The sequence below is a fragment of the Neobacillus niacini genome (assembly GCF_031456445.1).
Classification (GTDB): domain Bacteria; phylum Bacillota; class Bacilli; order Bacillales; family Cytobacillaceae; genus Neobacillus; species Neobacillus niacini_I.
The window spans coordinates 96,830-116,101 of sequence record NZ_JAVDUQ010000003.1; the positions used below are offsets into that span (position 1 = coordinate 96,830).

The following is a 19,272-nucleotide window of genomic DNA, read 5'->3' on the forward strand; positions in this document are numbered from 1 at the left end:
TTCCATTCCCCCTTCTATTTCAATTCACTTAAAAAGCTCTTACCGTAATTCGGCATTTTCACATGAAAGTTTTCGGCAACAGTAGCCCCAATATCTGCAAATGTTTCTCTTAATGGAAGCTCTTTTCCTTGTTCCATTGTCTTAGAGTAAACAAGTAATGGGACATATTCTCTTGTATGGTCTGTTCCCGGCGCTGTTGGATCATTTCCGTGGTCTGCTGTAATAATCAGCAAATCGTCCTCTTTCATTTTCGCAAACATTTCAGGTAAACGAGCATCATATTCCTCTAATGCTTTGCCATATCCTTCAGGGTCGCGGCGGTGTCCATAAAGAGCATCAAAATCAACTAAATTTAAAAAACTAATCCCGGTAAAGTCCATATCCAGGGTTTGAAGTAACTTATCCATTCCATCCATATTTGAAACAGTCCTTAGGGATTGTGTTACTCCCTCCCCGTCATAGATATCAGAAATTTTTCCAATCGCAATAACATCAAAACCAGCGTCTTTTAACTCACTCATAACGGTTCGATCAAATGGTTTTAATGCATAGTCATGACGATTGGCTGTACGTTTAAAATTTCCCGGCTCGCCTACAAATGGACGAGCAATAACCCGGCCAACCATATACTTTTCATCTAGCGTTAATTCGCGGGCAATTTTACAAATTCTATACAATTCCTCAAGAGGTACCACTTCTTCATGGGCAGCTATTTGAAGCACGGAATCAGCGGAGGTATAAACGATTATTGCGCCCGTTTTCACATGCTCTTCCCCAAGCTCAACTAAAATTTCCGTGCCGCTTGCAGGTTTATTCCCAATTACCTTTCTTCCAGTTCGTCTTTCTAATTCTGAAACAAGTTCTTCAGGAAAGCCTTCAGGGAATACACGGAAAGGAGTTTGAATATTTAATCCCATGATTTCCCAATGTCCTGTCATCGTATCCTTGCCGTTAGAGGCTTCCATCATCTTGGTATAAAATGCAAGTGGTTGTGCTGCTTTTTGGATTCCTTTGATTTCACGAATATTACTTAATCCTAACTTAGCCATGTTTGGCATATGAAGACCGTTCATTTTCTCCGCAATATGCCCAAAAGTATCAGCCCCTTTGTCACCAAACCGCTCAGCATCAGGTGCTTCGCCAATTCCTACTGAGTCCATTACGATCAAAAATATTCGTTTATATATATTTTCAGTCATTCGATTTTCCTCCTTGTTTCATGATAACGGTTCCACTAAGAAAAAAATATTATGCAACGATATGTTACCCTTTTTAATCCTAATTAACCATGAAAGCACATTCATTTGTCAGAAGTCTGACATCTCTATTTTACTAAAAGATTAGGAAAATACAAGAAAAAAAACTGCCTTAATTTTAGACAGTTTTTTGAACATGAAAACTATGATTCTATTAAGCACGAGGAAAGAATTTACTATAAACATCTTTTAATCTCGTTTTACTTACATGTGTATATATTTGTGTTGTGGATATATCTGCATGTCCCAGCATTTCCTGCACCGCTCTTAAGTCTGCACCATTTTCAAGCAGGTGTGTTGCAAAGGAATGCCTAAGTGTATGAGGGGTTAACTCTTTCTCGATTCCCGCTTCTGTTGTAAGCTTTTTTAATATTTTCCAAAATCCTTGTCGTGTTAACCGTTTCCCTTGATGGTTTAAGAATAATGCATTATCATGATGTTTTTTTGTAACAAAATGCGGCCTTCCATGCTCTAAGTAGCGATTAATAGCTTCTGCAGCTGTTCTGCCGATTGGAATGATTCGTTCTTTATTACCTTTTCCAATGCATCGAACAAATCCCATGGTTAAATGAACATTCTCAATATCAAAACTAATCAGTTCACTGACACGGATTCCCGTTGCATAGAGGAGTTCAATCATGGCTTTATCTCTTATTCCAAAATGATTATTTTCCTTTGGTGAATCCAGCAATATTTCTACTTCCCTCAGACTTAATACTTTTGGAAGCGACCTTTCTAATTTTGGGGTTTCGATTAGGACAGAGGGATCTTGTTCGGTTGCTTTTTCCCTTAATAGAAATTGATGCAAAGCTCTGACAGAGGCAATGTGTCTCGCAATAGTTTTCGATGACTTCCCTTGTTCTTTTAAAAAACTGAGAAATTGTACAATATGCACACGCTGAACAAGGTTAAAGGAGGATATCCTTTCAACATTTTGTAAAAAGCGGATATAACTCTTTAAATCTCGTTCATAGGACATAATCGTATTTTGGGCCAAGCCCTTACCTACTATTAAAAATTCTAAAAAATCTCTTAATTGGTCTCCCATTATCTTTTACTCCCCATTTAAATAAAACAAGATCAACCGGTTTAACCAGCTGGGATTTTCGCTCTTTACCTCACTGGATACCTTTAACGCAGCACCCTCCGGCGTATCATAGCGATGGTAATTTTGATATTCTTGACTTACCCACATGATACCATAATAAAAGAGAATCGTGCATCCAGTAAAAATGATAAAAACCTTTATGGTTTGAAGTGCGATTTTTATAAAAGAAACCATTCTCTTCTTCCCCCAAATTGCTTCATAATACTAAAAGGTATGCCAAATTGTACAAGTTTTATACCTTACAAGCTATAAATAGGGAAATTTATTTTAAATAGAAAAAGCCCTTTTATGTAAAAGGACTCGTTTATTCTTGTTCTGTTTTTTCCTGTTCCGCTTTTTTGTCTTGGCAGCGATAGCAAATGCCATGAAAGGTGAGCCGATGATCTTTAATTTTAAAATTCCATCTGCGTTCAACCGTTTCTTCTACATCTTCAAGAAGATCCTCCTGAATTTCATCCACCGCACCACACTCAATACATACAAGATGGTGATGAAAGTGTGCCGCCCCCTCCTGACGAAGGTCATAACGTGATACTCCATCACCAAAATTAATTTTATCGACTATTTTTAATTCAGTTAGAAGTTCCAAAGTTCGATAAACAGTTGCTAAGCCAATTTCCGGCGATTTTTCTTTAACGAGGAGGTATACATCTTCCGCACTCAAATGATCCTCTTCATTTTCAAGTAAAACTCGAACAGTTGCTTCTCGTTGAGGTGTCAACTTGTAGCTCGATGAGTGCAACTGTTTTTTTATTCTTTCTAGTCTAGTTTCCATCCCGAAGTCCCTCCCTCGCCACTGTTAATTCTCATTATAACAGATGGGAAAAGAGATTCAAAATAAAATCATTATAAACAAGTCTTTATAAATATTATTATTATATAATCATTTTAAATTAGTTGAACTAATGATTGTTTTCATTAACCATGGTGACAAATAGGCTTCAATCCCTGAAGCAGCGGTAATGAAAATAACGGCTGCCAGCAGAGCAAAAATATAACGTTTAAAAAATGGCATAATCGGCTGTCCATACTTTTTTAAAAACTGCTTTTTAATCATTCGGATTGAAAAAATAACTGAAAATGCAGCCATGATGATAAATACCGGAATGATAATTAAATTTTGCGGCAGAATGGATACAAATGCAAGCAAAAATCCATTCCAGTGCATTTGGCTGACCAAAAAACCAACAGTAAAACCAACTACCATCCCTTTTAAAAATAAAAGAATAAGAATAATTGGTAAACCGATGATGGAAATTCCCAAGATCCACATAAGTCCGATAAATTTGCTGTTATGAAAGAGACTTTGGAAAAACAAGTCATTCGTTTCAGCTACTTTTCCATTTGAAATCTGACCGAAAAATTGTGACAAATAGTAGAATAAATCTTCCTTTTGCGTGATTCCCATGCTATTTACCACAATTGCTCCAAAAATAACACCCATCAAAAATAATACGATGACAAATAAAAAAATCGAGGAATGCTCACGGAAATAACTGGCGGCATCGGACTGGTACAATCGTTTCTTCATTTGCGTTTCCTCCCTATTCGGACAATCAGTTATTACATACTATGCTTATCTATTTTTTCTATGACGAAAATTTTAATAGAGTATAGAAGAAAGGGTCTGACCCTGGGGGTCAGACCCTTAAACTAATATTATTGATCCGCAATTTTTCCGTATTTTCCGCCGCCGCCTGCAGATAGATTAATTTTTCCTTCTCTCGCTTTCATAATTAGTTCAGCTATTTTGGGTGGAACCACTTCTTTTAAGCTTTTAGCCGGAACTTCATGCAAAATTGCCATTTCACTGCCAAAATGATTGACAAGTTTTCCGAGCAGTTTTGGTCCCAGTCCTGGAATGAACTCCAGTGGTACCTGGTGAACATATGGCGGCCTGTTTGCAGGGCCAGCCTCAGCTGTTTTTAATTCTAAAATCCTGTCAGCCACGCCTTTAATGATTTTTTTATTACCGCAGAGTGTACAAATTTGATCGTCTTCGTTTGCTGGATGTAAGCATTCTGCACAAACAGTTTTGTGGTATTTGCCAAGGAGCGGGTCAAGCCCATAATTGGCAACAATTCCGCGACCGCCTTCACTATTCAATGCTTTTTGCAATTCCTTGAAGGTTGGTTCTTCCATGGAAATGATTTGGTACTCTCGGGCAATTTTTGCGAGGGAATGCGCATCCGAATTCGTCACAAAAGTATATTTGTGAATTTCCTCAATTTGATCGGCCATGTCGGTATCTGAACTTAAACCAAGCTCAATCCCATCAATTAGGTTTGGGTCAAAAACCTCTGTTAAAGAACGATTCACTCCTTTCCCATATAAGCTTTTGAATGGAGTAAAAACATGTGCCGGGATGAAAATCCCGCCTAAGTCTTTAATCTTTTTTTGCAACTCCGCACCCGTTACATATACCCGTTGTGAACTTAGCTGAATATTTTTAAGGTTCTTTGAGAGCCATGAGGAGAATTCCTTCATAATGGCTAAGGTTGGAAAAAAGCCAAGTATATGGATTGGTCCATTGCACCCCTCATCATAAATTTCCAACTCTGACCCAGGAATCACCGTTAAATCTCCAAAAATTAAACCACCATCAGGATGCTCGTGAAGATCTCCGCTTTGGATGAGGCTTTCCATCTCTAAAATAACCTCCGGGGAATGGCTGTCAATAATCCCCACCATATTTAGCCCCTTTTCATGTCTTGCATGTTCAATGATATTTGTAAAGGTTAACGATTTGGCACCGGTAATTTTAACAGGCTTACCGGTCCAAGTTCTGCCAATATGAATATGTAAATCTACATAGTAATTTCTCATTTTTTTGCTAAAGCCTCTTGTAATTGCAAATATTGAATAGCATAAATTGTTTTGGCATCATAGATTTTTTGGTCTTTCATATATTGAATGGCCTCATCCAGAGTCAATTCTTCAATATTTACAAATTCATCTTCATCAAGAGCGGCTGAATTCTCTTTTTTCGTAAGTCCTTTTGCCAGATAAACATGAATAATTTCATCGGCAAAACCTGGCGATGTATAAAAAGAGGTCAGCAGTTTAAGGCTTTCACATACATAGCTAGTCTCTTCCTCAAGCTCCCGGTGGGCACAAAGGGCTGGATCTTCTCCCTTCTCAAGCTTTCCCGCAGGAATTTCAACAATTGTTCTATCTAAAGCTTTTCGGTATTGCTCCACCATAACAATTTTATTTTCATTAGTGATGGCGATGATTGCCACTGCACCAGGGTGTTTGATAATTTCTCGTTTTGATTTTTTCCCGTTTGGAAGTTCAACCTCTTGTATCTGCAGGCTGACGACCTTTCCAGAAAAAATTTCTTCACTATGAATTGTTTTTTCTTCAAGATTGCTCATTATTGTCACTCCTGTTCTAATCCGCTAATCTTCGCTCATACATTTTACCATACTTTATTTGGAGGGGTATGGGATGAAGGTGTATGTACACGAAAAGGGTGTAATCCTTGTTGGTAAAGGCTGGGAGGTATTACAAAAGCTTAAGGAATATAATAAGGAATTCGTTTATGTTGTTGACTGGATGAAGGTTGTTTCGCAAAAGTAATCGTTCCGTTTGTAGTCTCCCCAGTTCTTTTATAAAATTGTAGGAAAGAACGGGGTGATTTTTTGAAAAAAAGAAAATTAGGAAATTCTGATTTATTTGTTACCGAATTAGGTTTGGGCTGTATGTCCCTCGGCACCGATGAAAAAGCAGCCCGCTATATTATCGATACTGCTTTGGATGAGGGTATTAACTACTTCGATACCGCTGATTTATATGATTTTGGGGTAAATGAAAAACTAGTCGGCACTGCTTTGAAGCCTATCAGAGAAAAGGTGATTCTTGCTACAAAAGTAGGCAATCGCTGGAGTGAGAACCGATCCAGCTGGTCTTGGGACCCATCCAAGTTTTACATAAAGGAAGAAGTAAAAAACAGTTTGAAACGACTTGGTACTGACTATATTGATCTTTACCAACTTCATGGCGGCACCATTGAGGATCCAATTGAGGAGACAATTGATGCATTTGAAGAGTTAAAAGCTGAAGGCTATATCCGCTATTATGGAATTTCATCGATTCGCCCAAATGTCATTCGTGAATATGTAAGGATATCTAAAATGGTGTCTGTGATGATGCAATACAGTATTTTGGACCGTCGGCCTGAAGAAGAGGTATTACCGCTGCTTGCTGAGCATGGGATTAGTGTTGTTACCCGTGGTCCTCTTGCCAAAGGACTTCTTAGTGATCAAATGCTTGAAAAAGCCTCGGAAAAAGGCTATTTAGACTATAGCTTGCAAGAGTTGCAAGAAGTGTTGCCGTTTTTGAAAGAAAAGGTTGCTTTAGGACGTTCCTTTACAGAAGTTGCATTACAATATAATCTAGCAAACCCAGTGGTTGCTTCTGTTATAGCTGGAGCAAGCAGTCCGGAACAGGTAAGGAGGAATGCCGCTGCGGTAAGAAGCCAGCCGTTGTCAAATGAGGAGATAACCGTTATTAAAAAGCTGACAAAGGCAAGCTTTTATCAGGACCATCGGTAAAAGTAAACCCACTGGGCGTTATCCAGTGGGTTATTTGTGGGTGGGTAATAGTTTTGATGGATGTGAAGGACATTTCGTGCCTCATCCGAATTTTGTCCTTAAGCCATTTTCAAAGACCTTTTCCCTCTCTTCACACTCTAAGAACCCTATTTAAAATCCTTCCAGTTCATACCGCTATCATTTAACAGTTCTTCAAAGGATTTGTTCTTTTCTTTTAATCTTCTTTCTTCCCGTTTTTTAAACTCCTCTTCCGCTCTTCTGTTCTCTTCCTCAGCTTTTAGCTGCTCTTGCTGCTTTTTAAGCTGCTTTAGTAAATTAGGATCCATCATATCCTTCAACGTAACAACGGATTCATCTTTTTTCGGTTTTTGTTTCGGTTGCTTTTTCACGGTTAGGCCTCCCCCTTCATAACGAATTTGCCACTATTATACCACTTGATGCAATAAAACAGCTTTAGATTTACCTCAAAAAAATAGGCAGGAAATTGGAAATCCCCCCCTCCCTACTAATAGCCTGCTTTCTTTTCCTTAATAAGCCTCAAGTAACACATTCCCATCCACCATTAAAGCTGCCTCTGTTGAATTTACAACCTCTTCAACCGTGAATCCTTTTGCCACTTCAACAAGCTTTAATCCTGAATCGGTCACATCCATTACAGCCCTCTCTGTGATAATACGATTGACAACACCTTTTCCTGTTAAGGGAAGGGTGCATTTCTTTAAAATTTTTGATTCACCGCGTTTATTAACATGCTCCATAATGACAATGATTTTTTGTGCCCCATGGACAAGATCCATTGCCCCTCCCATGCCCTTAATCATTTTTCCGGGAATAATCCAGTTTGCTAGATCTCCGGTTTCAGAAACTTCCATTCCCCCAAGGATGGCCAGATTTATATGACCGCCGCGAATCATCGCAAATGATTCAGCACTATCAAAATAAGCAGCACCGCTTATAGCCGTTACCGTCTCTTTTCCAGCATTGATTAAATCCGCATCGACCTCTTCCTCCCTTGGATACGGTCCAATTCCAAGCAGACCGTTTTCCGATTGCAGGACCACTTGTTTGTTTTCTGACATAAAGTTGGCTACAAGAGTTGGCATGCCAATTCCTAAGTTGACGTAAAAGCCGTTTTCGATTTCCCTCTCCGCCCTGATCGCAATTCTTTCCCTGACAGAGACCCTTCCATTTTCCATTTGCCTCTCCCCCTTCTTGACCCCGCCAATTAAATTTAACTCCCTACAATGAAAGTATGAATGTTGGAAAAGGAAAATGATGCTGAATTTATCTCAGTAAGCAACAATCATTGAATCTCGACTTTTTATGAATAATCATACTCCCATTCATGCATCTTATATGGTGAAACCATCTTGAAGGGAGTACCAATGATGAGCCAAAAACGAGAAAAAGGAAACAGCCAAAAGGGAAAAAACTATGCAGATTCAGCAGGCGGCGGGCAAAGGATGATGGCTGCTGAAGAAGTAGAAAAAGCAACCCATCCGACGAAAAGACAGAATGCAGAACAATAAAATAGTGAAAGCCGCGAATGGAATTTGCGGCTTTTTTTATGTTAATATAGCGCTAATAGGAAATTTTGTTTGAAACACTCAGGAGGTGCCGCGCGTGAAAAAGGCATTTCGGACCTTGTTTATTTTATTATTTTTTTGGTTGGCGCTTGCAATTTATTTTACCAACCGGCTGATGTATATGAAAAAAAAGGATGAGGAATTTATTTTAAAGCGAGAAAAAGAAGCTGGAAGATTTAATCCTGCGCAATTAAAAACACTGCCAAAACGGAAAATCGAGATTCCTTCACCCTTTGGTTATGAAATTAAAGCTGTTCTTGTTGAACCGCACCAAACAGACCGCTATATTATTATTTCGCATGGTGTAACCGAAACGAAAATCAATTCGATCAAATATATGAATCTGTTCCTTGAGCGCGGTTTTAATGTGCTGATTTATGATCATCGGCGCCATGGGGAATCTGGGGGAAGAACCACGAGCTTCGGTTATTATGAAAAATTTGATTTAAAAGCCGTCGTTGACTGGCTGAAAGAAGAAAAAGGAACGAATCTTTTGCTGGGAATTCACGGTGAATCAATGGGAGCTGCAACAATGCTGTTGTATGCAGGAATGCTTGAGGATGGCGCTGATTTTTACATCGCCGACTGTCCATTTTCCGATTTCAGGGCTCAGCTTGCTTATTTGATTAAAAAGGACTTTAAGCTTTTTCCTGGAATTTTATTACCGATTGGAGACCTTATATTACGTTTTCGGGATAAATATTCAATCCTTAATGTCTCGCCCATATCGGTTATTGAAAATATTCAACATCCAGTCTTGTTCATTCATAGCCGTAAGGATGATTATATTTTACCCTCGATGACACAAGATTTATTTGAACATAAAAAAGGGCCAAAAATGCTCTATATTGCTGAAAAAGGGCGGCATGCCCAATCATTTAATGAAAACCGAGCTGATTACGAAAAAGTGATTGATGAGTTTTTGCAAAAATATGTAAATCCGGAACTTTCTCAATAAACAGACTGTCCAATCGGAACAGCCTGTTTTTTATTTGACGATAAGGCTCATATGACCGTTTAAAATTTGCTGTGGGCTTTTTAATTGAAAGCAATTTGATACAGTTGAAAAATCAATTTTCATTTGTTCATCAAAGAAAACGGCTTTTGCTTTTTCGATATAAATCGGTACATCATTCGTTTCAATCTGAATGTCGTTCTCATCCAATTCTGGTACAAACCACAATGCTGCTACCCCATTTACCGCACAACCGCAGCCGTCTGTATCATATTTTAGCTTTAAATAGCCCCCGCGGCCTTCTGTTCTCGTCTTTATTTTTTCAGCAGCCGCTAAGGTAATTTCTATTTTCATGTTTAAAAGCCCCCTTTATTGACATATGATGATTGTATCATATGTTTTTTTAAGCGCTTATTTTTCTGCCTAAGGTTTTTCAAGTTACAAATATAATAAATATTTCTTAGGGAGTGTTGGGAATGTCAAAAGTTCAAATCAAAGTAAATGATAACGGGTCCTATCGAATTACAGGTGATGTGGAATTAATCGACGGTTCAGGAAATGTTTATACAACAAAGCCATCCTTTTCCCTCTGCCGCTGTGGGTTATCGAAAAATAAACCTTTTTGTGACGGATCACATAAAGGTAATTTCGAATCCCAGGTTCGGGTTCCTCAAGAAGATTAATTATTAAGAGCGGTTGTCATCATCAGCCGCTCTTTTTTATTTCGCTTAAACTACACATCGGTCAACCGGATGTCTGCAATTTCGCGAAGGGGGATACGATGTGCTCCTTCAAAACGGTCAACGACATGGAGCTTTTGGGTCATTTCGTCCCAGTAATGGATTTTTCCGATAACAATTTCATAGTTGCGATTCCGAAAATAGGTAATCGTAACAAACTGATCAAACTCAATTGACTCAAGCAGGATTTCATTCATTAACTCAAGCTGCTGCTCATCCATTTCTTTTCTATTTTCATATCCGTCTTCCTTTACCCAATCCCTCAGCAATTTAACATGCTCGGGAAGCATCATCGATGTCCATTTGATTCTTCCACGGTCACGAATCATCCGCTTCTGCTACTAAAAACACAGATAAATATACTCATATATTCATCTATGCTAGACAATTTCCTGCTTCTACGTGTCCTGTCTCGCCAAATGCCCGCTACTACAATTGATATAACACTCCACAGGCGTCAATTCCGATCTAGCCGACCGTATACATATACAGTTTAGTTAAGTTAAAACTGTATATTCTGTTGCATGTTTTAGATTTAAACTGGCATTAAAATCGCGGTCCAACTCGACATTGCAATGTTCACACGTAAAAATTCTTTCAGAAAGGCTTAATTTCACTTTTTTGTGACCGCAGCAGGAACATAACTTGGAAGAAGGGTAGAACCGGTCTACTTTTCTTAGTTCGATGCCATATTGCCTGCATTTAGCTGTGAGCCATTCTTTAAAATAATAAAAATTTTGCTGCGCGACGGATTTGGATAGATGTTGATTTTTCATCATGCCTTTTACGTTTAAATCTTCAATCGTGATATAAGCCGGCTTGGTTTTCACCAACTGATTCACCACAGATTGGACATATTCTTTGCGAATATGGGTTAGTCTAGCGTGCAGTTTTTGAACTTTTACAAGTTGCTTCTGCTTGTTTTTAGCGCAGAATTCACCTCTCTTTCGATTTTTATTTAATAAAAAACTACGGCTTAACTTTCGTTGCTGCCGTTTTAAACGATTTTCTAATTTCTTTACCTTTTGTGTTTTATTGATATTTTTAAATGTTTCATGATGGCTACATGTAGCAAAAACTTTAATGCCTACATCAACGCCAATCCCACCGTTATTATTTAGTTGAGTATTTTCATTTGAATCGACTTCACACAAAACCGATACATAATAACGGTCTGCTTTTTGTGAAACCGTACAACTATATACCTTTGCATTGGATGGAATGTGTCCATATTCTTTTAAACGCACCCAACCCAGAGTTGGAATCTTAATCCGATGGCGTTCCACTGATAAATCAGTTGGATTGTTTTTTGGAAAATATGCTTTTACATCTTGCTTTTTCTTCTTTTTAAACTTCGGAAACTTGGCTAAACCTTTGAAAAAGTTTTTAAACGCTTTGTCTCCATTCATGATAGACTGTTTAACAGCTTTACTGGAAACATCTTTAATCCAGAAATCAGTCTGTTTTGTATGAATATTATTCAACCATTTAGAAAAATCAAAGCCTGATAAGTGCTTGCCTGTATCTTGATAATGACTTTGAGCTGTTGAAAGATACAAATTGTACACATAGCGGCAAACACCAATGGTCTGATGGACTTTTTGACATTATTCTTCTGTTAAAAGAATTTCTGTTTTAAATGCTCTTTTCATATTCCATCATCCTCTTTAATCTTTTTCTTATATTTTCTTAATCCGTATATACAACAAGAAAAGACATGGATGATAGAAATTAAATCTTGAACAAGCTCTTCTTGCGGAGACATTTTTTCATTGTTTACATTAAAAATTTCTACGTTGTTTCTGCTTAATAATCTTTCAAACCAATCATAACCAAAACGAACAAAACGGTCCTTATGAGCAATGATAATCTTGTACTGTTCTTCTGTATAGTATCTTCTTCCCTTTGAAGTGTCTATATTTTCCTGTGATTTTGATAACTATTACGCCCTCCTTCTTTCTGTATTATGATCTAGCTCAAGTGCCTACCCAAGGCGCTTCCGCTTTTCGTTATTACATCTTATGCCCGCCAACGAGTGTGGCTCGATGTTTAGCAGTTCCTGCAGCCGTATAGGAAACTGCCCGCAATAAAGAACCTGCTCCAAAGCGGCTGCGAATCGAGTCTACTACATAACCCAAATCTCGTTTTTTGTATGCATCCATGTCAAACAGATCAAGCTGGAGCTCCTTGTCATCAACAATATTGCCAAGTGAGAGTGAAATCTGCCTTACGGTTTTGCCATTATAGTGCTCATGAAACAACTCAAGACAAACACGGTAAAGCTCCATTGTCACATTGGTCGGCTGCGCAATCGTCCTTGAGCGGTAGAATCCTCCGCCAAATTCATCCTGACTGTAGCCAATTCCAAGACTAATCGTTCTCCCAGCCTTTCGATGCGTTCTGGTCCTTCGCGCCACTTCCTCACACATTTCTAAAATGACATGCTTAATTTCCTCTTCCTCTTTATAATCCCTTAAGAGAATTTGGCTTTTTCCAAAGCTGATTTGTCCTTCGACAATCGGTGCACCTAACTCAGAAAGATCAATGCCCCAAGCATGATAGTAAAGCTGGTTGCCCATGATGCCGAATTTCTTTTCTAACTGTTCTAAATCATAACGGGCCAGCTGTCCGACCGTAAAAATCCCCATCCCATTTAACGTTTTTTCAACCCTTCTGCCAATTCCCCACATTTCTCGAAGCGGTGACACCCTCCAAAGCTTTGTCTGCACATCTTCATAGGTCCATTCAGCAATCCCCTTTTTTTTTGCATCCAAATCAAGACAAAGCTTCGCCATTAACATATTCGGTCCGATTCCGACCGCACATGGCAGCTGGAACTCTCGCTCAATGTCACTTTTTATTTTTTGGGCAATGGTATGAGCATCCCCCCATAGATGGATTACACCATCCACTTTTATAAAACTTTCATCCACGCTATACGTATGAATGGCTTCCTTTGGAACGTAGCGATTGAAAACACGGCTAATTTCTGTGGAAATTCGTAAATAGGTAGCCATCCTCGGCTCGACTACCTGAATCCGCGGATCATTGGGAATCTCGAATAACCTGGAGCCAGTTTTAATACCAAATTCCTTTTTCATCCTTGGTGAGGCGGCAAGGATGACACTCCCCTGCCGATCATGATTGCCGGCCACAACCAAATAGCACTCAAGCGGATCAAGCCCGTACATAACAGCCGAACAGCTTGCATAGAAACTCTTCATGTCTACACATAGAATTTTATTTTGCGGTGCTATGCTGTAATCGACCATACTTCTTCCCTCCACGGCCCAAAATACGAACATTAGTTCCTTTATATTATATTCTATATAGTAAGCGAATATGCGTTCGTATTCAATGGGAATTTAATGACAATTTTCCATTGTGGTGATGTAACCAAAAAACAGTATAATGGAAGGGAGGTGCATGGCCGTGGACAAAAAACTGATAATCAAAATGATTAGAAATTGCTTTAAACAATACAATGCAGAGGCAGATTCATTACCGATGAATGAAAAGGAATTAGAGGAGCTTTATCATCAGGTCCTAAGGACAAAAACTCTTGAACCGGAAGCGGATTTGTATGAGGTTGTTAATGATACAGTTTATGAGTTTTTAACGGGATAAGTATAAAAAAAAGAAACTCAAGGTTCACCCTAGTTAATAATGGGGACTTCTTTACGTGAAGCTTGAGTTAATTGAACTTAAATCGTTTACTTAAAGGCAAAAGGATATGGAAAGTCGTTTGTTGGTTTTCACTTGTGGCCCAAATCTTACCATTTGATCGTTTAATAATATCACTCACAATGGCAAGTCCAATCCCAGAACCGCCGCCTAGTTCACGGGACCGGGATTGATCGATTCGGTAAAAACGTTCAAAGATTAGTGTAAGACTTTCAGCAGGGATTTCTATTCCAGTATTCGTTAAATGGATATAGACATGTTCTTTTTGAGTTTTTATTTCCAAATGAACGGACTCACCGGATGGAGTATAGCGAACGGTATTATCAAATAGATTCACAAAAAGCTGAAAAAAACGAGATTTCTTCATCGTTACACTTAGAGATTTTTCTAACGAGCCCATTTGGAATTTAATGGATTTTTCTTTCCATCTTGGAAGAAAATCTTCCGCAACTTCCAAAGCACATTTTCCTACATCAATTGTTTCGTGCCAATTTTCGTCACGGTACTCCCCTTCAATAAGAGTTAATTGATGAAGATCCTCCACTAATCGGACTAAACGTTGTACCTCAGCATAGCTTTTTTCCAAAACTTGTGGTGATGCTGGCAAAATCCCATCTTTCAGTGCCTCTATGTACCCGCAAATAGTAGACAAAGGTGTTCGTAATTCATGTGCAACATCAGCGACTAAATTACGCCGTAGACGTTCAATTCTTTCCAATTCCTTACTCATTTCGTTAAATGATTTTGCAAGATCTCCAATCTCGTCTTTAGAGCGAACGTTTAATTGGACTAAGTAATTTCCTCTTCCAATTTCTTTAAGAAGTCCGCGCATTTTTGTTAACGGCCGAACAATGGCACGGGTAACAATCCACCCAAAAATAATTGAAATCGGAATAATGGTAAGACTTGTATAAAGCAGATACTGTTCTGTTGTTTGTTTAAAAGTTAGAAAATTGTTATAAGCCATCATCCGATTCTGCTCAATTAATGCGATGGAATAATGCCTGAGACCAAGGCTAATTCCGATCACGGTCGCTATAATTACAAAAGCATTGATAGCTAGGAGCTTATATAAAAGCTTGATTTTCATTGGGCACCTCCAAACGGTAGCCTATCCCTCGTATCGTTTTAATTAAATTAAACTCAGGGTCCACAGTTCTAACTTTCTGCCGGATATTCCCGATATGCACATCTACAATACGATCAACTACATCATAGTCACCGTTCGGATACAAACAATTAAGGAGTTGTTCCCTAGTGCAGACTTTTCCTTTACATTCCAACAAATGAATAACAATTTGTGCCTCCTGAAGAGTTAAATGAATAAGTGACTTTTTCCAAAAAAACATATGCTTATCTTCATCATATAAAAGATAGCCACACTGAAGTTTGTTGGGAAAATCAGTTTCACTTAAACACCGACGCAAAATGGTTTGCATCCGTGCGACAAGCTCACGAGGACTAAATGGTTTGGTTAAATAATCATCTGCTCCCGAATATAATCCACGGAGTTTGTCTTCCTCTTCGACTTTAGCGGTAAGCATAATAATGGGTACTTGGCTGTTTCTCCTTATTTCTTTACAGGTTTCATACCCATCTAAAAACGGCATCATGAGGTCTAATATGATAAATGAAGGAGATACTTTCTTTATGAGACTCAAAGCTTCTTGTCCATTTTTGGCACAATACACCTTACAGCCTAACCCTTCAAAATAATCCATAAGAAAAGTAACAAGGGATGGATTATCATCGACAACGAGAACCGGTCCGGTTAAATAGGATAGTTTCATGACTCCTCCTAAGATTCAATTTAAAGAAATTTCGAACTATTTTCATTACCATTTTTTATATTATCATGTTCCTGCCATATTTTTCATTAGATTTTGATAGTTTAAAAGGAACAAAAACCTCTTCTTATATTTCAGAAGAGGTTTTTGCCCTATAGTAGACAATTTTTGACCTGTTACTTATCCTTCAAAAAACTTTTATTTAAAACAAACCATACGTTATTTACTCCTTGGCCATTTACGTCACCAGGCTTTTGATCTTTATTGAAGTAATAAAGCGGATAGCCTTTATACGTTGTTTGCTTCTGTCCATCCCCTCTGATGATTGTTCCAAAATCATCCCGATGGAATCCACTTGGAGCTTTTACATTATCCGCATGAAAAGGAGGCCATATCTCAAGGCATTTACCCGTACAATTACTTACTCCTGGTTCATCCTTTGTGAAATAATAAAGTGTCATTCCTTTTGAATCAGCTAAATATTTTCCTACCTTTTCTGAATGTAGAACTTGAAGCCTATATTGGTCTTTTTGATCTAGACGGTCATAACGGATTGTATCCATTATTGTATGATTATTTACATCCACGACAGAAATGGATAAATCATGATTAAGAACATATGCCCGTTTACTATCTTTACTGAAAACGATTGCTTGGCGGGGCTCATTAAAACCTTCAATCGTTCCGATTACACGGTTATTGGAAACAGAAACAACATTGATGGTATTATCCAGCTTATTGCTGGCGAAAAGTAATTTTCCATCAGGCGATAAAGATGCTCCATATGGGTCTTGTCCCACACTAATTTCATCTACAATTTTGCCTTGCGCAATGTCTACAGCAGAAATACTATTACGACCGCTGTTCGCTGCATACAAGGTAGCTCCATCCGGAGTAACGGAAATCGCTCGAATCTTAGAAAATCCGTTAATCTCACCTACAATCCGTTTAGCAGCTGCATCAACTACAGACACCTTATCTCCTAAAAAGTTCGTGACATAAACATACTTTCCATCGGGCGAAACAACAATCCCTTGACGCGGTTGAGAGAATCCAGTTATCACAGCGGTTGGCTTTCGAGTCTCTAAATCAACGATTGTCACCGTGCTGTGTGCTTGGTTATTAACATACATTGTCCTACCATCTGGGCTTACAGCTGTCCCAAATGCTCCTGGACCCACTACGACCTCATCCTTTAGTTTTAATGTTTTCGTATTATAAAAACGTAAGGTTCCTAACGTGCTGTCAGAAACGACAAACTCCGATCCTTCGGCGATGAATACAATGTTCCTTGGTGTAACAAATCCCTTAATCTCCTTCCTCAAGGTACCTTTACCTAAATTATACACACGGAGAAATTGCTCACGACTATCCGATACAATTGCGGTCTTCTCATCCGGGCTTACCGCAAGGGAGTTGTTCGTGATATTACCATCAAAACCTTCCACCTCTGTAGGTGTTTTTGTTTCATTGGAAGAGGCAAGACTGGCACCAGGAAGAATAAAAACAAATAGTAATACAGCAAGTAACATACTTTTTAATTTTACTTTTTTCATCATTCTTTCACCTCAGGTTAGAATTTTTACTTGATTACTTCCTAGTAATCACTATACAAGCCCTTTGTAAAGATTTTATAAAGATTAAAATTCAATTTTAGGTATACACATATAAAAAAAAAAACCGCTAAAATGCGGTTAAATAATTATTGCTTATTTTTGATTAAACGCCTTTTTCCCAATCCGTTCAAACAATCCTGGAAAAAGAACATAAACGACACTGCCCATGTTCATCCAGCGCGGCAGGTTAATTTCCCTCGTTTTTGTAAGCATACTGTTAACCACTTTCTCAGCAACATACTCCGGCTTAAGCATGAATCGCTGAACATTTTTCACATAAGTCCCTTTTTCGTCAGCAATATTAAAAAAGTTGGTGGCAATCGGTCCAGGGTTTACCGATGTCACTTGAATATTATAGTCATCCAATTCCATTCGGAGTGAATTGGTGTAACCGAGAACAGCATGCTTTGTTGCGGAATAGACGCTTGATTTTGGCGTAGCAATTTTCCCGGCTTGAGAAGCAATATTAATAATATGGCCGAACCGCCGCTCGCGCATTTTCGGCAGCACCATGCTTGTGCACGCCATCAACCCGACCACATTTACCTCAAACATCCCCTTGATTTCATCCATTGTCGCCGCGTGGGCTTCACGAAAAACTCCAAAGCCGGCATTATTTACAAGAATATCGACCGAACCAATTTCTGCAAAAATACGCCGAAAAACTTCTTGAACTTGATCAGTATCAGACACATCAAGCTGAAAAATTACCACTTTAACATGATGTTTTTGCTGCAATTCACTTTGTAACTTTTCCAGCTTTTCGATGCTTCTTGCCAAAAGGACAAGATTGGCTCCGCTTGCAGCGGACAGCTTAGCAATTTCCGCACCAATCCCCCCTGAAGCGCCCGTAATAACAATATTTTTGCCTTTCAAATGTTCTCTAACCACTTTATCACCTCATCTAGCCTGAAAAAGAACAGGCTGTGTGTCTTTGTTAGTAATTTCACCGATAGATGATAAATAGTCAAGCTGCCCAACGGTCTCCGATATCGTCAACATCAGTTCGCGTTTATAGACGGAAGGAAACAGCCGTTTGCAAATTTCAAAAACACTTAACTGCTCTTCCCTCAGCCAGTTTAAAACTGTCATAGCCCTCTCATGCTGACGAGTAAGCCTTTTTTTAATTAGCTCATCTAATTGGTAAACTTCATCCCCATGTCCAGTGTAAACAACAGAAATCGGGTAAGATAACAATTTTTTCATGGATTCATTATGCTGTATGAGCGGCTTCGGTCTTGTTTCTTTCCCCGGTAACGGAGGCTCAAGCAGCGGATTCGGGGAAATATGGGCTAAAATAAGATCCCCGCCTATTAAAACACCGTCCTTTTCACGAAAAAGCGCAATATGACTTTGAGCATGACCAGGTGTTTCTATAACTTTCCAGCCACTAAGTCCCAGAGGTGTCATCCCATCATGCAGGTGCCCGGTCAGTGAACGGTTACAGGAATATTTCAATGTTTTCCGCAAATTTTCCAGGGAAGATAAATATTCCTTTGGCAGCCCAAATTGATGGAACAGCTCCGTGAAAAATTCCTCCTGCACTTGGAAAAATTCTTCTGTTGGATGAATCCATCTTTCATTTAGCGGATGGCCCATGAGTTCTATCGTATCGGATAAAAAATCAAGCATGCCTACATGATCGGGATGATGATGGGTCAGAATGACTTGTTCAATATCATCAGGACTAACATGTAAATCAGCCATTTGCTTTTTTAGCAAATTCCAGCATTCTTTCGTTTTTACTCCTGCATCAACAAGCGTTAACCGCTCTCCTTTAATCAAATAGACATTTACATCTCCAACCTCAAACGGAGTCGGAAGCGTAATTTTAGCAATTCCATCTTTCCATTCTGTCATTTTTAAACCCCCTTAACATTATTGTTGTATAAATTTCCGAATGAAAAATTTGATTATAAAATAAAGTGTACCGATTTTTTCAGAAAATGTCATTATTTTCACATAACTTTTTAGAAAAAATAAA

Annotated in this window: 23 protein-coding genes and 2 pseudogenes; 6 read left to right on the forward strand and 19 right to left on the reverse strand. The window is 38.6% G+C overall.

The features are described 5' to 3' along the window. Nucleotides 1-14: 14 nt before the first annotated feature. The 7 genes from deoB to J2Y67_RS05200 form a co-directional block, all read right to left on the reverse strand. The gene (gene deoB, locus J2Y67_RS05170) at nucleotides 15-1,199 is read right to left on the reverse strand and encodes a phosphopentomutase (protein ID WP_310171429.1); all 1,185 of its coding nucleotides are present in this window, start codon (nucleotides 1,197-1,199) and stop codon (nucleotides 15-17) included. 211 nt (nucleotides 1,200-1,410) lie between these two features. After that, on the reverse strand, nucleotides 1,411-2,304 hold the full coding sequence (gene xerD / locus J2Y67_RS05175) for a site-specific tyrosine recombinase XerD (protein WP_310171431.1): 894 nt from the start codon (nucleotides 2,302-2,304) through the stop codon (nucleotides 1,411-1,413). A gap of 6 nt (nucleotides 2,305-2,310) precedes the next feature. Then, nucleotides 2,311-2,538: a YqzK family protein gene (locus J2Y67_RS05180; protein WP_310171433.1), complete on the reverse strand. Its 228-nt coding sequence runs from the start codon at nucleotides 2,536-2,538 to the stop codon at nucleotides 2,311-2,313. Nucleotides 2,539-2,668: 130 nt separating this feature from the next. Next, nucleotides 2,669-3,139, reverse strand: a complete 471-nt coding sequence (gene fur, locus J2Y67_RS05185) for a ferric iron uptake transcriptional regulator (RefSeq protein ID WP_310171435.1) — start codon at nucleotides 3,137-3,139, stop codon at nucleotides 2,669-2,671. Nucleotides 3,140-3,247: 108 nt separating this feature from the next. After that, the gene (gene spoIIM, locus J2Y67_RS05190; RefSeq protein ID WP_310171438.1) at nucleotides 3,248-3,895 is read right to left on the reverse strand and encodes a stage II sporulation protein M; all 648 of its coding nucleotides are present in this window, start codon (nucleotides 3,893-3,895) and stop codon (nucleotides 3,248-3,250) included. Nucleotides 3,896-4,023: 128 nt separating this feature from the next. Further along, a complete protein-coding gene (locus tag J2Y67_RS05195) occupies nucleotides 4,024-5,190 on the reverse strand; it encodes an endonuclease Q family protein (RefSeq protein WP_310171439.1) in 1,167 nt (388 codons plus the stop codon). Then, nucleotides 5,187-5,741, reverse strand: a complete 555-nt coding sequence (locus J2Y67_RS05200; protein ID WP_310171441.1) for an NUDIX hydrolase — start codon at nucleotides 5,739-5,741, stop codon at nucleotides 5,187-5,189. Before J2Y67_RS05200 ends, J2Y67_RS05195 begins: the two co-directional genes overlap by 4 nt. A 73-nt stretch (nucleotides 5,742-5,814) precedes the next feature. Here J2Y67_RS05200 and mciZ point away from each other — a divergent pair, with 73 nt between their 5' ends. Continuing rightward, complete coding sequence (mciZ, locus tag J2Y67_RS05205; RefSeq protein ID WP_310171443.1) at nucleotides 5,815-5,946, forward strand: Z-ring formation inhibitor MciZ; 132 nt, start codon at nucleotides 5,815-5,817, stop codon at nucleotides 5,944-5,946. Between the two features lie 62 nt (nucleotides 5,947-6,008). Continuing rightward, nucleotides 6,009-6,920: an aldo/keto reductase gene (locus tag J2Y67_RS05210; protein WP_310171445.1), complete on the forward strand. Its 912-nt coding sequence runs from the start codon at nucleotides 6,009-6,011 to the stop codon at nucleotides 6,918-6,920. A gap of 146 nt (nucleotides 6,921-7,066) precedes the next feature. Here the strand turns inward: J2Y67_RS05210 and J2Y67_RS05215 are convergent, their stop codons facing one another. Continuing rightward, nucleotides 7,067-7,309: a YqkE family protein gene (locus J2Y67_RS05215; RefSeq protein WP_310171447.1), complete on the reverse strand. Its 243-nt coding sequence runs from the start codon at nucleotides 7,307-7,309 to the stop codon at nucleotides 7,067-7,069. Between the two features lie 138 nt (nucleotides 7,310-7,447). Further along, a complete protein-coding gene (locus J2Y67_RS05220) occupies nucleotides 7,448-8,116 on the reverse strand; it encodes a 3-oxoacid CoA-transferase subunit B (RefSeq protein WP_310171449.1) in 669 nt (222 codons plus the stop codon). Between the two features lie 192 nt (nucleotides 8,117-8,308). Here J2Y67_RS05220 and J2Y67_RS05225 point away from each other — a divergent pair, with 192 nt between their 5' ends. Next, entirely contained in the window at nucleotides 8,309-8,449 is a 141-nt protein-coding gene (locus tag J2Y67_RS05225; RefSeq protein ID WP_310171450.1) for a hypothetical protein, read from the forward strand. Nucleotides 8,450-8,543: 94 nt separating this feature from the next. Next, nucleotides 8,544-9,464: an alpha/beta hydrolase gene (locus J2Y67_RS05230; RefSeq protein WP_310171454.1), complete on the forward strand. Its 921-nt coding sequence runs from the start codon at nucleotides 8,544-8,546 to the stop codon at nucleotides 9,462-9,464. A 30-nt stretch (nucleotides 9,465-9,494) separates the two neighbouring features. Here the strand turns inward: J2Y67_RS05230 and J2Y67_RS05235 are convergent, their stop codons facing one another. Continuing rightward, nucleotides 9,495-9,815, reverse strand: a complete 321-nt coding sequence (locus tag J2Y67_RS05235; RefSeq protein ID WP_310171456.1) for an iron-sulfur cluster biosynthesis family protein — start codon at nucleotides 9,813-9,815, stop codon at nucleotides 9,495-9,497. Nucleotides 9,816-9,937: 122 nt separating this feature from the next. On the opposite strand from J2Y67_RS05235, the gene J2Y67_RS05240 reads away from it, so the two are divergent. Next, on the forward strand, nucleotides 9,938-10,144 hold the full coding sequence (locus tag J2Y67_RS05240; protein ID WP_026573371.1) for a CDGSH iron-sulfur domain-containing protein: 207 nt from the start codon (nucleotides 9,938-9,940) through the stop codon (nucleotides 10,142-10,144). Nucleotides 10,145-10,194: 50 nt separating this feature from the next. Here J2Y67_RS05240 and J2Y67_RS05245 read toward each other — a convergent pair whose 3' ends face one another. The 4 genes and pseudogenes from J2Y67_RS05245 to J2Y67_RS05260 all read right to left on the reverse strand — a co-directional run bounded on the left by J2Y67_RS05245 (nucleotide 10,195) and on the right by J2Y67_RS05260 (nucleotide 13,473). Further along, nucleotides 10,195-10,530 carry a YolD-like family protein gene (locus tag J2Y67_RS05245; protein WP_310171460.1) on the reverse strand — a complete coding sequence of 112 codons (336 nt, stop codon included), beginning with the start codon at nucleotides 10,528-10,530 and terminating at the stop codon, nucleotides 10,195-10,197. 168 nt (nucleotides 10,531-10,698) lie between these two features. Beyond that, a pseudogene (locus J2Y67_RS05250) lies at nucleotides 10,699-11,853 on the reverse strand (RNA-guided endonuclease InsQ/TnpB family protein). Next, nucleotides 11,850-12,071 (reverse strand): annotated as a pseudogene (locus J2Y67_RS05255) (IS607 family transposase); the annotation flags it as partial. The pseudogenes J2Y67_RS05255 and J2Y67_RS05250, both read right to left, overlap by 4 nt. A gap of 142 nt (nucleotides 12,072-12,213) precedes the next feature. Then, complete coding sequence (locus J2Y67_RS05260) at nucleotides 12,214-13,473, reverse strand: Y-family DNA polymerase (RefSeq protein ID WP_310171461.1); 1,260 nt, start codon at nucleotides 13,471-13,473, stop codon at nucleotides 12,214-12,216. Between the two features lie 160 nt (nucleotides 13,474-13,633). Between J2Y67_RS05260 and J2Y67_RS05265 the strand changes: the two genes are divergently transcribed. Further along, nucleotides 13,634-13,828 (forward strand): YqzH family protein, encoded by a 195-nt coding sequence (locus J2Y67_RS05265; protein WP_310171463.1) that lies wholly within the window; start codon nucleotides 13,634-13,636, stop codon nucleotides 13,826-13,828. A 67-nt stretch (nucleotides 13,829-13,895) separates the two neighbouring features. Here J2Y67_RS05265 and J2Y67_RS05270 read toward each other — a convergent pair whose 3' ends face one another. The 5 genes from J2Y67_RS05270 to J2Y67_RS05290 all read right to left on the reverse strand — a co-directional run bounded on the left by J2Y67_RS05270 (nucleotide 13,896) and on the right by J2Y67_RS05290 (nucleotide 19,148). Then, nucleotides 13,896-14,975 (reverse strand): sensor histidine kinase, encoded by a 1,080-nt coding sequence (locus tag J2Y67_RS05270; RefSeq protein ID WP_310171465.1) that lies wholly within the window; start codon nucleotides 14,973-14,975, stop codon nucleotides 13,896-13,898. Further along, the gene (locus J2Y67_RS05275) at nucleotides 14,953-15,675 is read right to left on the reverse strand and encodes a response regulator transcription factor (RefSeq protein WP_310171467.1); all 723 of its coding nucleotides are present in this window, start codon (nucleotides 15,673-15,675) and stop codon (nucleotides 14,953-14,955) included. Before J2Y67_RS05275 ends, J2Y67_RS05270 begins: the two co-directional genes overlap by 23 nt. 173 nt (nucleotides 15,676-15,848) lie before the next feature. Further along, nucleotides 15,849-17,228 carry a beta-propeller fold lactonase family protein gene (locus tag J2Y67_RS05280; RefSeq protein WP_310171469.1) on the reverse strand — a complete coding sequence of 460 codons (1,380 nt, stop codon included), beginning with the start codon at nucleotides 17,226-17,228 and terminating at the stop codon, nucleotides 15,849-15,851. A gap of 153 nt (nucleotides 17,229-17,381) precedes the next feature. Beyond that, nucleotides 17,382-18,179 (reverse strand): SDR family NAD(P)-dependent oxidoreductase, encoded by a 798-nt coding sequence (locus J2Y67_RS05285; protein WP_310171471.1) that lies wholly within the window; start codon nucleotides 18,177-18,179, stop codon nucleotides 17,382-17,384. Nucleotides 18,180-18,188: 9 nt separating this feature from the next. Then, nucleotides 18,189-19,148 carry an MBL fold metallo-hydrolase gene (locus J2Y67_RS05290; RefSeq protein ID WP_310171473.1) on the reverse strand — a complete coding sequence of 320 codons (960 nt, stop codon included), beginning with the start codon at nucleotides 19,146-19,148 and terminating at the stop codon, nucleotides 18,189-18,191. Between the last annotated feature and the right edge of the window lie 124 nt (nucleotides 19,149-19,272).

Excerpts from the sequence above, each read along its gene's own strand:
- J2Y67_RS05245 (WP_310171460.1), bottom strand. The coding sequence starts at position 10,530 with ATGATTCGTGACCGTGGAAGAATCAAATGGACATCGATGATGCTTCCC.
- J2Y67_RS05220 (WP_310171449.1), bottom strand. The coding sequence starts at position 8,116 with ATGGAAAATGGAAGGGTCTCTGTCAGGGAAAGAATTGCGATCAGGGCG.
- J2Y67_RS05180 (WP_310171433.1), bottom strand. The coding sequence starts at position 2,538 with ATGGTTTCTTTTATAAAAATCGCACTTCAAACCATAAAGGTTTTTATC.
- J2Y67_RS05195 (WP_310171439.1), bottom strand. The coding sequence starts at position 5,190 with ATGAGAAATTACTATGTAGATTTACATATTCATATTGGCAGAACTTGG.
- J2Y67_RS05290 (WP_310171473.1), bottom strand. The coding sequence starts at position 19,148 with ATGACAGAATGGAAAGATGGAATTGCTAAAATTACGCTTCCGACTCCG.
- J2Y67_RS05235 (WP_310171456.1), bottom strand. The coding sequence starts at position 9,815 with ATGAAAATAGAAATTACCTTAGCGGCTGCTGAAAAAATAAAGACGAGA.
- J2Y67_RS05275 (WP_310171467.1), bottom strand. The coding sequence starts at position 15,675 with ATGAAACTATCCTATTTAACCGGACCGGTTCTCGTTGTCGATGATAAT.
- fur (WP_310171435.1), bottom strand. The coding sequence starts at position 3,139 with ATGGAAACTAGACTAGAAAGAATAAAAAAACAGTTGCACTCATCGAGC.
- J2Y67_RS05225 (WP_310171450.1), top strand. The coding sequence starts at position 8,309 with ATGAGCCAAAAACGAGAAAAAGGAAACAGCCAAAAGGGAAAAAACTAT.
- J2Y67_RS05200 (WP_310171441.1), bottom strand. The coding sequence starts at position 5,741 with ATGAGCAATCTTGAAGAAAAAACAATTCATAGTGAAGAAATTTTTTCT.
- J2Y67_RS05260 (WP_310171461.1), bottom strand. The coding sequence starts at position 13,473 with ATGGTCGATTACAGCATAGCACCGCAAAATAAAATTCTATGTGTAGAC.
- J2Y67_RS05280 (WP_310171469.1), bottom strand. The coding sequence starts at position 17,228 with ATGAAAAAAGTAAAATTAAAAAGTATGTTACTTGCTGTATTACTATTT.
- J2Y67_RS05270 (WP_310171465.1), bottom strand. The coding sequence starts at position 14,975 with ATGAAAATCAAGCTTTTATATAAGCTCCTAGCTATCAATGCTTTTGTA.
- xerD (WP_310171431.1), bottom strand. The coding sequence starts at position 2,304 with ATGGGAGACCAATTAAGAGATTTTTTAGAATTTTTAATAGTAGGTAAG.
- J2Y67_RS05240 (WP_026573371.1), top strand. The coding sequence starts at position 9,938 with ATGTCAAAAGTTCAAATCAAAGTAAATGATAACGGGTCCTATCGAATT.
- spoIIM (WP_310171438.1), bottom strand. The coding sequence starts at position 3,895 with ATGAAGAAACGATTGTACCAGTCCGATGCCGCCAGTTATTTCCGTGAG.
- mciZ (WP_310171443.1), top strand. The coding sequence starts at position 5,815 with ATGAAGGTGTATGTACACGAAAAGGGTGTAATCCTTGTTGGTAAAGGC.
- deoB (WP_310171429.1), bottom strand. The coding sequence starts at position 1,199 with ATGACTGAAAATATATATAAACGAATATTTTTGATCGTAATGGACTCA.